This window comes from Pseudomonas sp. DWRC2-2 (assembly GCF_049897885.1).
In the GTDB taxonomy this organism is placed as follows: domain Bacteria; phylum Pseudomonadota; class Gammaproteobacteria; order Pseudomonadales; family Pseudomonadaceae; genus Aquipseudomonas; species Aquipseudomonas azotoformans_A.
On record NZ_JAFCXD010000005.1, the window covers coordinates 330,906 to 342,962 of the forward strand.

At 62.5% G+C, this 12,057-nt stretch carries 13 protein-coding genes and 1 pseudogene; 7 read left to right on the forward strand and 7 right to left on the reverse strand.

All coding sequences use genetic code 11. The features are described from left to right. The first annotated feature begins 48 nt into the window (after positions 1–48). The 3 genes from ACP7EW_RS23320 to ACP7EW_RS23330 are packed head-to-tail and all read left to right on the forward strand — an operon-like array spanning position 49 to position 2,964. Complete coding sequence (locus ACP7EW_RS23320) at positions 49–1,389, forward strand: sensor histidine kinase (protein ID WP_177128148.1); 1,341 nt, start codon at positions 49–51, stop codon at positions 1,387–1,389. Then, positions 1,374–1,757 (forward strand): response regulator, encoded by a 384-nt coding sequence (locus ACP7EW_RS23325; RefSeq protein ID WP_016975699.1) that lies wholly within the window; start codon positions 1,374–1,376, stop codon positions 1,755–1,757. The genes ACP7EW_RS23320 and ACP7EW_RS23325 overlap by 16 nt, the downstream gene beginning before the upstream one ends. Positions 1,758–1,767: 10 nt before the next feature. Beyond that, positions 1,768–2,964: an EAL domain-containing response regulator gene (locus ACP7EW_RS23330; RefSeq protein WP_426220065.1), complete on the forward strand. Its 1,197-nt coding sequence runs from the start codon at positions 1,768–1,770 to the stop codon at positions 2,962–2,964. On the opposite strand, the gene ACP7EW_RS23335 is transcribed toward ACP7EW_RS23330, so the two are convergent. Beyond that, positions 2,950–3,795, reverse strand: a complete 846-nt coding sequence (locus ACP7EW_RS23335) for a LysR family transcriptional regulator (RefSeq protein WP_426220067.1) — start codon at positions 3,793–3,795, stop codon at positions 2,950–2,952. The genes ACP7EW_RS23330 and ACP7EW_RS23335 overlap by 15 nt on opposite strands. 114 nt (positions 3,796–3,909) lie before the next feature. On the opposite strand from ACP7EW_RS23335, the gene ACP7EW_RS23340 reads away from it, so the two are divergent. Together ACP7EW_RS23340 and ACP7EW_RS23345 are read left to right on the forward strand one after the other, a co-directional pair. Beyond that, a complete protein-coding gene (locus ACP7EW_RS23340; RefSeq protein ID WP_426220069.1) occupies positions 3,910–4,614 on the forward strand; it encodes a haloacid dehalogenase type II in 705 nt (234 codons plus the stop codon). A gap of 3 nt (positions 4,615–4,617) precedes the next feature. Next, complete coding sequence (locus ACP7EW_RS23345; protein WP_426220071.1) at positions 4,618–5,406, forward strand: aldolase; 789 nt, start codon at positions 4,618–4,620, stop codon at positions 5,404–5,406. Positions 5,407–5,438: 32 nt separating this feature from the next. Here the strand turns inward: ACP7EW_RS23345 and ACP7EW_RS23350 are convergent, their stop codons facing one another. Beyond that, positions 5,439–6,239: an alpha/beta fold hydrolase gene (locus ACP7EW_RS23350; protein ID WP_426220073.1), complete on the reverse strand. Its 801-nt coding sequence runs from the start codon at positions 6,237–6,239 to the stop codon at positions 5,439–5,441. A gap of 145 nt (positions 6,240–6,384) precedes the next feature. Between ACP7EW_RS23350 and ACP7EW_RS23355 the strand changes: the two genes are divergently transcribed. Next, on the forward strand, positions 6,385–7,242 hold the full coding sequence (locus tag ACP7EW_RS23355) for a cupin domain-containing protein (protein ID WP_426220075.1): 858 nt from the start codon (positions 6,385–6,387) through the stop codon (positions 7,240–7,242). Here the strand turns inward: ACP7EW_RS23355 and ACP7EW_RS23360 are convergent. Continuing rightward, positions 7,204–8,202: a succinylglutamate desuccinylase gene (locus ACP7EW_RS23360; protein ID WP_426220077.1), complete on the reverse strand. Its 999-nt coding sequence runs from the start codon at positions 8,200–8,202 to the stop codon at positions 7,204–7,206. The two genes, ACP7EW_RS23355 and ACP7EW_RS23360, sit on opposite strands and share 39 nt — an antisense overlap. Positions 8,203–8,292: 90 nt before the next feature. Here ACP7EW_RS23360 and ACP7EW_RS23365 point away from each other — a divergent pair. Further along, positions 8,293–8,832 (forward strand): annotated as a pseudogene (locus ACP7EW_RS23365) (TetR/AcrR family transcriptional regulator); the annotation flags it as partial. Here the strand turns inward: ACP7EW_RS23365 and ACP7EW_RS23370 are convergent. The 4 genes from ACP7EW_RS23370 to ACP7EW_RS23385 are packed head-to-tail and all read right to left on the reverse strand — an operon-like array spanning position 8,788 to position 12,047. After that, complete coding sequence (locus ACP7EW_RS23370; RefSeq protein ID WP_426220079.1) at positions 8,788–9,786, reverse strand: DMT family transporter; 999 nt, start codon at positions 9,784–9,786, stop codon at positions 8,788–8,790. The pseudogene ACP7EW_RS23365 and the gene ACP7EW_RS23370 overlap by 45 nt on opposite strands. Further along, positions 9,783–10,481 (reverse strand): ABC transporter permease, encoded by a 699-nt coding sequence (locus tag ACP7EW_RS23375; protein WP_028616125.1) that lies wholly within the window; start codon positions 10,479–10,481, stop codon positions 9,783–9,785. Before ACP7EW_RS23375 ends, ACP7EW_RS23370 begins: the two co-directional genes overlap by 4 nt. A 7-nt stretch (positions 10,482–10,488) precedes the next feature. Next, on the reverse strand, positions 10,489–11,193 hold the full coding sequence (locus tag ACP7EW_RS23380; RefSeq protein ID WP_033902177.1) for an ABC transporter permease: 705 nt from the start codon (positions 11,191–11,193) through the stop codon (positions 10,489–10,491). Then, entirely contained in the window at positions 11,193–12,047 is an 855-nt protein-coding gene (locus ACP7EW_RS23385) for a transporter substrate-binding domain-containing protein (protein WP_426220081.1), read from the reverse strand. The genes ACP7EW_RS23380 and ACP7EW_RS23385 overlap by 1 nt, the downstream gene beginning before the upstream one ends. Positions 12,048–12,057: the final 10 nt, after the last annotated feature.

Consider the following 12,057-nt stretch of genomic DNA (forward strand, 5'->3'; position numbering starts at 1 on the left):
ATTGTCGGTTGACGGTGGCGGGCCTGAACGTCACGGAACGCCCAAGCGATGGACACACCGTTACCCGAACAGCCGCAATCGCGCGCCGAAAAAATCGTCGAGTTCAAACGGCAGAAAACCCTGCTCAAGACCGGCGCGCTGCAAGATGCCATCTTCAACAGCGCCTACTTCTCCAGCATCGCCACCGATGAAAAAGGCGTGATCCAGATCTTCAACGTCGGTGCCGAACGCATGCTCGGTTATGCCGCCGCCGACGTGGTCAACCGCATCACCCCCGCCGATATTTCCGACCCTGTCGAGCTGATCACCCGCGCCGCTGCCCTCAGCCTGGAACTGGACACGCCCATTACGCCGGGTTTCGAAGCCCTGGTGTTCAAGGCTTCCCGCGGCATCGAAGACATCTACGAGCTGACCTACATCCGCCAGGACGGCAGTCGCCTGTCGGCCATGGTTTCGGTGACCGCCCTGCGCAACCGGCATGACACCATCATCGGTTACCTGCTGATCGGCACCGACAACACCGCGCGCAAGCAGGAAGAAGCCGAGCGCAAAGGCTTCGAGCGCGCCCTGGAAGAAAAGAACCTGGAACTGGAGCACGCCAGCCACATGAAGTCCGAGTTCCTCGCCACCATGTCCCACGAGCTGCGCACGCCGCTGAATGCGGTGATCGGCTTTTCCGAGGCGCTCAAGGACGGCCTGGTCGGTGACATGAGCGAGACCCAGCGCGAGTACATCGGGGACATCTTCACCAGCGGCCAGCACTTGCTGTCGTTGATCAACGACATTCTCGACCTGTCCAAGGTCGAGGCCGGAATGATGGAGTTGGAACTGGAAAGCGTTGAGCTGGCGGGCCTTCTGGCCAACAGCCTGTTGATCGTGCGAGAAAAGGCCGCGCTGCAACGTATCCAATTGAAGCTGGAATGTCCCGACGACCTCGGCCACCTGGAACTGGACCTGCGCAAGACCAAGCAGATCGTCTACAACCTGCTGGCCAACGCGGTGAAGTTCAGCGAACACGGCAGTTCGGTAACGCTGACGGTGCGCCAGGTCACCCGCGAACAGGTCGGGCAAATTCCCGGCGATTGGCCGGTGTATCGCTTTGCCTTGCCCGCGAGCCCTCAGCAGCAATTCCTGGAGTTGAGCGTCAGCGACACCGGTATCGGCATTGCCGAGGACGATATGGGCAAGCTGTTCAAGGCCTTCAGCCAGATCGACAGCAGCCTGGCGCGCAAATTCGAAGGCACGGGCCTGGGGTTGGCGATGGTCAAGCAACTGGCCGACTTGCACGGTGGCAGTGTTGCGGTGGCCAGTCGCGAAGGCTGTGGCGCGCGGTTTGTGGCGTGGTTGCCACTGCACCGCGCGGCGGAGGCTCCATGGCCCACGTCCTGATCGTTGAAGACAATGAAGCCAATATGCGCCTGGCGCGCCTGTTGCTGGTGAACGCCGGCCATACAACCGTGTGGGCGCCCGATGCCGAGACCGGCCTGACCCAGGCCCGCGAACAGCAACCGGCCTTGATCCTGATGGATATCCAACTGCCTGGCATGGACGGCCTGGCCGCCACGGCTCTGCTCAAGCAGGACCCGCTGACGGCGCACATTCCGGTGATCGCCCTGACCGCCATGGCGATGAAGGAAGACCGCGAAAAGACCCGGCTGGCCGGCTGCGACGCCTATGTGATCAAACCCCTGCGTTACAAGGAGCTGTATCAGGTGATCGATACGCTGCTGCAAACCCACAACGACCCTCTCAGATGAGAATGCACCCATGGCCACGTTGCTGATCGTTGATGATGAACCTCAGGTGCGCAAGCTCCTGGAAACGCTGTTGCACCACGAAGGCTACCAGACCGTCAGCGCGAGCAGCGGCGAAGAGGCGCTGCAGGTGGTGGCGCAGCAGGCGCCCGACCTGATCCTGCTGGACATCATGATGCCGGGGATGGATGGGTATGAGGTGGCCAGCCAATTGAAAAGTGACGACGTTACGGCGGGTATTCCCATTATCATGCTGTCGGCCCTCAGTGATCCTGGTGCGCGCGTCAGTGGCCTGGAAAGCGGTGCCGAAGAGTTCATCAGCAAACCGATCGAGCGTATCGAACTGTCTTTGCGTGTGCGCAACCTGCTGCGGCTCACCGCTCACGGCGAGCGGGCGGATAACCTACGCCAAGCCCTGCAACCCGACGTCGACCGTCGGGACCTGGAAACCGCCCTGCGCCAGGCCGTGGAACGCAATGAGTTCATCGTGCACTACCAGCCTAAAGTCGAGCTTGCGACGGGCCAGCTTTGCGCGCTTGAGGCCCTGCTGCGCTGGGACCGACCGGGGCATGGCGCCGTTTCCCCCGCGGTGTTCGTACCGGTATTGGAGAGCCTCGGCCTGATCGTAGCGGTGGGACGCTGGGTGATCGAGGCCGTTTGCCAACAGATTGCGGACTGGCAACGCAGTGCTATTGGCGCTGTGGAGGTGTCGGTCAACGTTTCCGGCCATCAACTCATAGAAGGCGACCTGATTGCCGATATCGCACGTATCCTCGCGCTAACCGGCGTCGAGCCGCACTGGCTGGAAGTGGAGCTGACCGAAGGCTCGCTGATGGAAAACACCCAACACACCATCGCCAGCCTGCAACGCTTGCATGCCATGGGCGTGAAAATCTCCATCGACGATTTTGGCACCGGCTATTCAAGCCTGGCGTACCTGCGGCGTTTTCCCATCGACACGCTGAAAATCGACATCGCGTTTATCCGCGAAGTCACCAGCAACCCCCAGGACGCCGCAATCACCCGCACCATCATTGAACTGGCCCACAGCCTCAACCTGCGGGTGGTCGCCGAAGGCGTGGAAACCCAGGCGCAATTGGCGTTCTTGAAAGACGCCGGCTGTGATCAGATCCAAGGCTACCTGTTCAGCCGGCCATTGCCGGTGGCCACCCTGGAGCGGCTGCTGCTGGAGCGTTCACAGACTCCGTGAAATCTCCTCGCGCAGGCACTCGATCAATCCACGGTGAGTCGCGCTCAGGCGCTCGGCGCCGCTGACCAACGCCAGTTCCGACGGCGGCACAGGAGGAAGCTCGGTGCAGATGCGGTGGCTGGGCAGTACGGCACTTTTCGGCAGGATGCTGATGCCCAACCCTGACGTGACCGCCGCCTGGATCCCGGTGAGGCTGTGGCTGCCAAACGCCACGCGCCAACTGCGCCGGGCCTTGTCCAAGGTGCGAATGGCGCGCTGGCGGTAGATGCAGCCCTGGGGAAACAGCGCCAGGGGCAAGGTGTCGAGTTGCATATTCTGGCCCTGGCCACATACCCACACCAAGGGCTCCGGCCAGATGGCGTGGCACTCGCCGCTGCCGGCTTCGCGCTTGACCAGGGCGATGTCGATTTCGCCGCTTTCCAATTGTCGGCGCAGGTCGGTGCTCATGCCGCTGACCGTCTCCAGCCGCGCCTCGGGGCGGGCACGTACGAAACCCGAAAGCATCGACGCCATGCGCGTCGCGTCGAAATCCTCGGGCACGCCCAGGCGCACCGGCACTACGCTGGCCTCAGTGTCCAAGGCATCGCGGGCTTCGCGGGACAGGTTCAACAGACGGCGCGCGTAATGGGTCAGCAGTTCGCCGTGTTCGGTGGCACTGACTTGCTGACCCGAACGGTCGCGCACCAGCAACACCTGGCCGACGCTTTCTTCCAGCTTGCGAATCTGCTGGCTGACCGTGGACTGGGTGCGGTGCACGCGCTCGGCCGCACGGGTGAAGCTGCCTTCGTCGACCACGCAGACCAGCGTGTGCAAGAGTTCCAGATCAAACATGGCGGCAACCTTCTTATCGACAATTCAACTGTGATGTAGAGGTTAATTTAATTTCCTACTAAGAGCGAGGTTTCCTATGCTGCATCGACCACCCACTCTTTTTACAGGTGCTCCATGCCACTCGAACACTCCCCTCGCCCGTTGTGGCTGACCTTTGATTGCTACGGCACCCTGATCCAATGGGATGAAGGCCTGCGTGCCGCCATCGACCGGATCCTGGATCAGAAAGGCGAACACCAGGTCGACCGCGAAACGCTGCTCAGCGTCTACGACCACCACGAACACGCCCTGGAGCAAACCCCACCGCACCGCAGCTTTCGCACCCTGGCCGGGCTGAGCCTGCAACTCGCGCTCAAGGAGCTGGGCTTGCCTGCCAATGACCACGATGGTGCGACGCTCACTGATAGCATCAGCGCAATGCCACCGTTTCCCGAAGTGGTGGATACGCTCAAACAGTTGAAGGCCCTGGGCTACAAACTGTGCATCGTTTCCAACACCGACGATGACGTGATCGCCGGCAATGTGGCGCAACTGGGTGGCCACATCGACCGGGTGATCACCGCCCAGCAAGCCGGTGCCTACAAGCCCAATCGCCGTCTGTTCGACTATGCCCATGAACAGCTGGGCGTGAGCCTGGATGAGGTGGTGCACATCTGCGCCAGCCCGCACCTGGATCACGCCGCCGCGCGCGATATCGGTTTTCGCTGCGTATGGATCGACCGTGGCACCGGTCGCCAATTGCTGGCCGACTACACACCCGACGCGATCCTGCCAACCCTCGACGGCGTTCCCGAACTGTTCAAGTCCTTGGGGTGGTGAACCATGGCCCATACCTTCACGCCCTCCTCCCTTGGCCCGCGCGCCGGGCGCTTGAATCTCGATAGCCTGGCCGCCATCGACGCCCGCGTAGAACTCGCGGCTTGCCTGCAATTGGCGGTGCTGCATGGCATGGAAGAAGGCATCTGCAATCACTTTTCAGCGACGGTGCCGGGGCATGACGATGTGTTTTTCGTCAATCCGTTCGGCTACGCCTTCGAGGAAATCACTGCGTCCCGTCTGCTGGTGTGTGACTTTCACGGCAACGTGATCGACGGCGACGGCACGCCGGAAGCCACGGCGTTCTACATCCACGCCCAGCTGCATCAACAGCAGCCGCGCATCAAGGCGGCGTTCCATACCCATATGCCGAATGCGACGGCACTGTGCCTGCTGCAAGGCCCGCCCTTGCTGTGGCTGGGGCAGACGGCGTTGAAGTTCTATGGGCGCACGGCGGTGGATGAGGATTACAACGGCCTGGCGTTGGATAACCGTGAAGGTCAGCGTATCGCTGCAGCGTTGGGCGATGCTGACATTCTGTTCCTGAAGAATCATGGAGTGATGGTGGCTGCGCCGAACATCGCCGAAGCCTGGGATGATCTGTACTACCTGGAGCGGGCGGCCGAGGTGCAGTTGAAAGCCATGGCCAGCGGGCAGCCGCTCAAGCCGATTGACCCGGCGGTGGCGCAGGTGGCGTATGAGCAGATGCGTGAAGGCGACCCGGCCAGTGCGCGGGCGCATCTGGACAGTGCGATGCGGCGGTTGAAGCAGCGCGGTTCACTGTTCGATCAATAACAAAATGGGGGCCTGGGCCCCCACTCTTTTGGTTACTGCGCGTTGGCCTTGGCCGCATCATTGATGATCGCCACCACCCGCGCCGGGTTCGACACCATTACCACGTGGGAAGCGCCCTTCACGTCCACGGTTTCCTTGGAGCCCGCACGGTCAGCCATGAATTTAAGCGCGGCCTCGGGAATATTTTTGTCCGCTGAACCGTATATGAAGTAGGACGGCACGGTTTTCCAGGCCGGGTCACCCGACGGTTCCTTCAGCGCAGCTTCGGTGATCGGGCGTTGCCCGGCTGCCATCAACTGGGCTTCCTTGGGCGCCACGTCGGCGGCGAACTGGCTGTTGAACTTGTCTTGCTGGATGTACAGGTCGGTCACGCCGTCCTTGGAAATCACGGGTTTGTCCAGGGTCGGGCCGAGGGTGCCGCCAGGGTAACGGCCGGACAGCTCAAACGCGGTCTCGCCTTTTTCCGGGGCAAACGCGGCGACGTAGACCAGCGCTTTGACCTTGCTGCTGCCATGCACGGCGTTGGAGATCACCGAGCCACCGTAGGAATGGCCGACCAGAATCACCGGGCCTTGGGTGTGTTCGACGATATCGGCCACGTAGTCCGAGTCGGTCTTGACGCTGCGCAGCGGGTTAGCCACGGCGACCACCGGGTAGCCTTCAGCCTTGAGCCCGGCGATCACGCCGTTCCAGCTGGAGGCGTCGGCGAACGCGCCGTGCACCAGCACGACGGTGGCTTTCTGTGGGGCGGCAATACTGGCAGTGGCGACACCGAGGGCGAGTGCGCCGGTGATCAGGGCGGCGACGACGCGGGAGAACTTGAAGGTTTTCATGAACGTTTGGTCCGTTGGGGGGGTGGGCGCTCAAGGCGTTGAACGTGAGGCCATGATGCCGAAGCGCGTTTTACAAATGGAGGCTAATAGTCGACGATATGGCGCAGATCGTCTAAGCAGATCATTAATTGAAATCAGGTGAGTCATGGATCGTTTGTCCACACTGCTGGTGCACTTCGGCATCGGTGCCGATACCTTTCACAGTGGGCCGCTGCACGGCGCCCTCGACACCCGCGATCTGCAGCAGCGCGGCCGGGTCTACCTGCTCAAGGATGGCCAGGCCAGCCTGGAAATGCCCGACGGCACCCTGCGCATTCCCGAGCCCAGTTTGGTGCTGGTGCCGCGTCCCCTGCCCCATCGGCTGGTGGCGGCCAAAGCCGATGGCGCCCAGGTGGTGGCGGCTTCGCTGCGTTTTGATGGGGGGATCGATAACCCGCTGTCCGTGGCGCTGACCGACACCATCGTGATGCCGCTCAGGCAGATCCCGATGATCGCCAGCACACTGGACTGGCTGTTCGATGAAGCCTTCGCTGAACACTGCGGACGCGAGGCAGTGATGAACCGGCTGTTCGAGCTGATGGTGATTCAGTTCCTGCGCCACATGATGGCCTATCACAGCATGACCACCGGCATGATGTCGGGCCTGGCCGACCTGCGCCTGGCGCGGGCCATGACCCTGCTGCACAACAACCCCGAACGCCCGTGGACCGTGCAGGAAATGGCGGTTGAGTCGAACATGTCCCGTGCCAGTTTCGCCGCGCACTTCCATAAAGTGGTCGGCCAGACGCCAGCCGACTATGTGCTGAGCTGGCGCGTGAGCCTGGCGCAGAAACGCCTGCGTGAAGGTCGCCCCATCGCCCTGATCGCCGATGAAGTCGGTTACGAGAGTCCCTCGGCGCTGGCCCGTGCGTTCCGGCGCAAGATCGGCACCAGCCCGCGCGAGTGGATACAGTTGCAGGCGCCGCTACGGGTCCAGCACGCCGCCGCTGTAGCTGTCGGATAAGCGTGTGCCGGTGAACTTGGCGACTACCGAGCCCTGTGCCACCAGGCGCTCACGGTGGCCGGTGACCATGCGTCCGGCCTGAGCGGCGTGCAGGGTCACTTCGGAGGCCGGGTCACCGGGTCGGCCGATAATCCGCGCGAAACGCTGGCCTTCTTCCAGGTCGTCGCCCAAGCCCTTTTCGAACACCAGCACACCCGCGCAGGGTGCAAGGACGGTCTCCATACAGCCCATGTCGACCACCTCGCCTTGCCATTCGGCAATGTTGGCCACCTCGTCGATCACGCCATTGATGCACAACCACGCCCACAGCCCATCCGCGTCCTGTTGCGCCAGGGCATCGCTGACGTCCGCCTGCCCGCGCAGTTCAATGGTTGCCGCCAGTTGCGGCGAAGCGTGGTTGATCAGGGTTTCTTCAAAGGAGCCATCACCGCCTTCATCCCAGACAATCACCAGGTCCACCTGCAACGCCGCCGCCAGTGCCAGGCCTTGTTCGGGCCAGAAGCTGCGGTGGATGTAGAGGTAGGGCAACGCCTCGTCGTCGGTGTGCAGGTCCAGAATCAAGTCGGCATCGGCGGCCAGTTGCACCAGGCGTTTCTGCCATTGCGCCAGGTTGCTCGCCGGGCGCGCCATGGCCAGCGAACAATCGAAGGCACGGTTGAAGTTCTGCCCGGTGGCTTCGTGAAAGCGCCCGAGCAAGCGGCCCTGGCGAAACTGGCCGATACCAAAGGGATTGGCTTGGGGCACCACCGTGACCGTGCCTTTGAGCCGGCCCTGCTCGGCGCACGCCTGCAAGCGCGGCAGGAGTTTATGCAGCACCAGCATCCCGGCGATTTCGTCGGCGTGCACACCGGCCTGCAGGTGCACCTTCGGCCCGCGCCCGTCGCCGTCGAAGCGCCAGGCGCCGATGTGCAGCACATTGCCGGAATCGCCCGTCACCTGCCACGAAAGGTCTTTCGCCATGCCTTGCCCTCCTCTGATCAATTAATCGGTAGAGATTGAACACATGTTCAACTAACCTGAGCGCTGTGCTGTTCCATCCAAGGCCTGCCCATGACCCCCGAGCTGCCCAAACTGCGCCGTGCCGATCCCGACGAACGCCGGGACCTGCTGATTGCTGCCACCCTCACCTGCCTGGCGCGCGATGGGCATGCGGGGATTTCCGTGCGCCGTATCGCTTCCGAGGCCGGGGTGTCGGTGGGGTTGCTCAACCACCATTTCGGCAGCATCGATGCGCTGATTGCCGAGACCTACCACAAGCTGGCCAACGAACTGACCAGTGCCCTCTGGGCGCACGTGGAACAGGCCGAAGGCCCTGCCGCGCGCCTGGATGCATTCCTCAGCGCCTCATTCTCGCCCCGGGTCATGGACCCCGACCTGCTGGGCGTGTGGGTGGTGTTCTGGAGCCTGATCCGCCACTCGCCCCATGTGAACCAGTCCCACGAAAACAGCTACCACGCCTACCTGGCATTGATCCAACAACTGCTGGACGATCTGGCCCGCAGTGAAAACCTGCTGATCCACGACAGCCACCTGGCCGCCATCGGTTTATCGGCGATGCTCGACGGACTCTGGCTCGAGGGGTGCCTCAACCCCGGCACCTTCAGCCCCGCCAACGGGCTGCACATCTGCCGCTGCTGGGTACAGGGGTTGCGTCAGGGTGCATTCGGCGCCGACCACGTCCTGTGACACCGGATGCCGTGCGCTGAGCATGGCCAGGGTGCCGCTGATGGCGATCAACACCGCGCCGATGATCAGCGAGCCATCCATCAAGGTGCCCCACACCAGGCTCGACAGGAGGAACGCCCAGATCAGCCCGGTGTATTCGAATGGCGCGAGTAAGGTCGCGGTGGCGCGGCGGAAGCTGGCAAACAGCAGGAATTGCCCGATGCCGCCGACCAAGCCCGCCGCCAACATGCCCAGCCAGGCCGGCGCGGGCGCCGGTGTGTGAGTCCAGGGCAAGGTCACGCCCATGCACAGCACAAACACGACGTTGGTGATCAGCATTTGCTCCAGCACCGAGCTGCTCGGGTCGACCTGGCGCAACTGGATATAGGTAAACGCCCAGCACAACGCCGCGCCCAACGTCAGGGCGATGGGCCAAGGGTCGAGCATATGCGTAGGACGGCAGGCGATGACCACCCCGACAAAGCCGATGATCAACGCGATCCATTGACCCCGGCTGGCGCGTTCCTTGAGGATCAGCGCAGCCAGCAGCGTGACCATGATCGGCGCAGAGAAATACAGTGTGGTCATTTCCGCCAGGCTCAGGTCCTTGGCCGCCGTGTAGTACAGCAACCACGCGAGCAACGACAACAAGCCGCGAATGATCAGCAAGCGCCGGCTCACCGACGTCCAGGCACTGCGCACGAGGCTCATGCGCCCGGCGATCAAGCACGCGACCACTACCACCAGGCTGCGCCAGAACAGGATGGTGAACACCGAGTAATCGGCCACCAGCCACTTGACCACCGCGTCCTGCAACGCCAGGAACAAATACGCCAGCGAACACAGGGCAATCCCTTGCAAAGAGCGGTCCTGTTTCATCCGGCCGACCTGCGCAGCGGCGTACCGCGCCGTTCGGCGATGGCGTAGACACCTTCGATGAGAAAGGTCAGGCACAGGTAGACCGCCGCCACCAGCAGCAGCGGCTGGTAGATCTGCAAGGTCTGCGCGCGGACCACGTTGGCCGCGCCCAACAGGTCGACCACGGCAATGGTCGAGGCCAGCGCGGTGGATTTGAGCAGCATCACGGTCTCCCCGGCCAAGGTCGGCAACAACAGGCGCATTGCCCGTGGCAAACGCACGCGCAGCAGGGCCTGGCGGGGTGTCATGCCAAATGCCGAGGCGGCTTCCATTTCGCCCTTGGGCACCGCCAGCAGGCCACCGCGGATCACTTCGCCGACGTAGGCACCCACCGACAACACCAGGGCAAACACGATGTACCAGTAACCGTCACGCAGGTACGGCCACAGAAAGCTGCCGCGAATCATCGGGAACTGGGCAAACAGGCTGCCCAGCCCGTAGTAGAAAATGTAGATCTGGATCAGCAACGGCGTGCCGCGCAACACACTGGTGTAGGCCAGCGCGCCACGGGCCAGCCATTTGCGCCGCGACAAGCGCGCCAACGCCACCAGCACCGCCAGGGCAAAACCCAACACCGCCGAGATCACCAGCAGCGACAAGGTGGTCTGCAAGCCCTTGGCGATCAGGCCGGCGTAATAACTTATCCATTCAGGCATGGCTCGCTCACTCGACAACCGGCATCCAGCGACGGATACGTCGCTCCAGGCGCCCGGACAGGTAGTTGGAAGCCAGCGTCACCAGATAATACAAGGCGGCGGCCGTGAGGTAGAACAGCAAATACTGACGGGTCGAGCCCGCCGCCTGCTTGGCGGTGTACAGCAACTCGTTGGTGCCGACCACGCTGATCAACGCACTGTCCTTGATTAGGTTGATCCACAGGTTGGACATGCCGGCCAGGGCGAACGGCGCCATGATCGGCAAGGTCACCCGGCGGAACAGGCCAAACCCGCTCAAGCCAAACGCCCGTGCGGCTTCGATCTGGCCGTGGGGAATCGCCAGGATCGCCGCGCGGAAGATCTCCGACGCGTAGGCGCCCTGCACCAGGCCCAACACCAGGATCGCCACCAGCGGGCCGCTGATGTTCATCTGCTCGAAGCCCATCCCCAGCATCAGCGCGTTGAGACCCATGGAGCCGGCGTAATACAGCAGCAGGATCAGCAGCAGTTCCGGCACCGCACGAAACACCGTGGTGTAGCCGCGCATCAGCAGCGCAATCGGCCGTGGCGCACTGAGCTTGGCGCAGGCCACCACCAGGCCGATCAACACACCCACCGCAAACGAGCCGGCGGAGATTTGCAGGGTCATCCACAACCCTTTGAGCAACGCATTGCCCCACCCTTGTTCGCCGAAGCTTAAGAGGTCGAGCATTATTCGGTCTTCTGGGCGACTTGTTGATAGGGGCTTTCACAGGTCTTGCTGACAAACGCCGGGGTGTCGCCGCGCTTGCACGGGCTGACCGACAGGCCGAAATAGTGCTGCGACAGGTCGTCGTAGTCCTTGCTCACCAGCAATTCGCCGATGGCCTTATCCAGCCGCGCCTTGAGCGCCGTGTCTTCCTTGCGCAGGCCGGCGCCGACGCCTCGGCCGATGATCGGGTCGTAGGGCACGCTGGCGATATGCGCCAGGCCGCTGGCTTCAGGCGTCTTGACCATCATGGCGATGGCGGTGTCGTCGGCCATCATGTAGTCGATACGCCCGGCGATCAGGTCGGCGTTGGCCGATTCCTGGGTGTCGTAGTACTTCAGGTCCGCGATATTTTCGTAGTACTTCTTCAGGTAGTTGGCGCTGACCGTGGAGATCTGCACGCCGATCAACTTGCCCTTGAGGCCCGCCGGGGAGATCTCGACTTCGCTGCCTTTAGGGCCGGCAACACCCAACAGGGAATCGTAGTAGGCGCGGCTGAAAGCGATCTGTTTTTCACGCTCATCGGTCACCGACATCGACGAAAAAATCACGTCGATCTTCTTCGCCAGCAACGAGGGAATAATGCCGTCCCACGCCACTTCCTTGATCTGGCACTCGGCTTTCATGCCTTCGCAGAGTTTGTGGATCAGGTCCACTTCAAAGCCGGACCACTGTCCGTTGCCGCCTTTAACGGTGAACGGCGGATAGGGCTCCGCGGCGACCGCAAACACGATGGGCTTTTCCGCCGCCTGGGTGAAGCCTGCAGCCAACATCAACACAGCACTGCTCAACCACGTTGCCATACGCTTGGATTTCATGATTTTGCCC

Excerpts from the sequence above, each read along its gene's own strand:
- ACP7EW_RS23320 (WP_177128148.1), top strand. The coding sequence starts at position 49 with ATGGACACACCGTTACCCGAACAGCCGCAATCGCGCGCCGAAAAAATC.
- ACP7EW_RS23325 (WP_016975699.1), top strand. The coding sequence starts at position 1,374 with ATGGCCCACGTCCTGATCGTTGAAGACAATGAAGCCAATATGCGCCTG.
- ACP7EW_RS23330 (WP_426220065.1), top strand. The coding sequence starts at position 1,768 with ATGGCCACGTTGCTGATCGTTGATGATGAACCTCAGGTGCGCAAGCTC.
- ACP7EW_RS23335 (WP_426220067.1), bottom strand. The coding sequence starts at position 3,795 with ATGTTTGATCTGGAACTCTTGCACACGCTGGTCTGCGTGGTCGACGAA.
- ACP7EW_RS23340 (WP_426220069.1), top strand. The coding sequence starts at position 3,910 with ATGCCACTCGAACACTCCCCTCGCCCGTTGTGGCTGACCTTTGATTGC.
- ACP7EW_RS23345 (WP_426220071.1), top strand. The coding sequence starts at position 4,618 with ATGGCCCATACCTTCACGCCCTCCTCCCTTGGCCCGCGCGCCGGGCGC.
- ACP7EW_RS23350 (WP_426220073.1), bottom strand. The coding sequence starts at position 6,239 with ATGAAAACCTTCAAGTTCTCCCGCGTCGTCGCCGCCCTGATCACCGGC.
- ACP7EW_RS23355 (WP_426220075.1), top strand. The coding sequence starts at position 6,385 with ATGGATCGTTTGTCCACACTGCTGGTGCACTTCGGCATCGGTGCCGAT.
- ACP7EW_RS23360 (WP_426220077.1), bottom strand. The coding sequence starts at position 8,202 with ATGGCGAAAGACCTTTCGTGGCAGGTGACGGGCGATTCCGGCAATGTG.
- ACP7EW_RS23370 (WP_426220079.1), bottom strand. The coding sequence starts at position 9,786 with ATGAAACAGGACCGCTCTTTGCAAGGGATTGCCCTGTGTTCGCTGGCG.
- ACP7EW_RS23375 (WP_028616125.1), bottom strand. The coding sequence starts at position 10,481 with ATGCCTGAATGGATAAGTTATTACGCCGGCCTGATCGCCAAGGGCTTG.
- ACP7EW_RS23380 (WP_033902177.1), bottom strand. The coding sequence starts at position 11,193 with ATGCTCGACCTCTTAAGCTTCGGCGAACAAGGGTGGGGCAATGCGTTG.
- ACP7EW_RS23385 (WP_426220081.1), bottom strand. The coding sequence starts at position 12,047 with ATGAAATCCAAGCGTATGGCAACGTGGTTGAGCAGTGCTGTGTTGATG.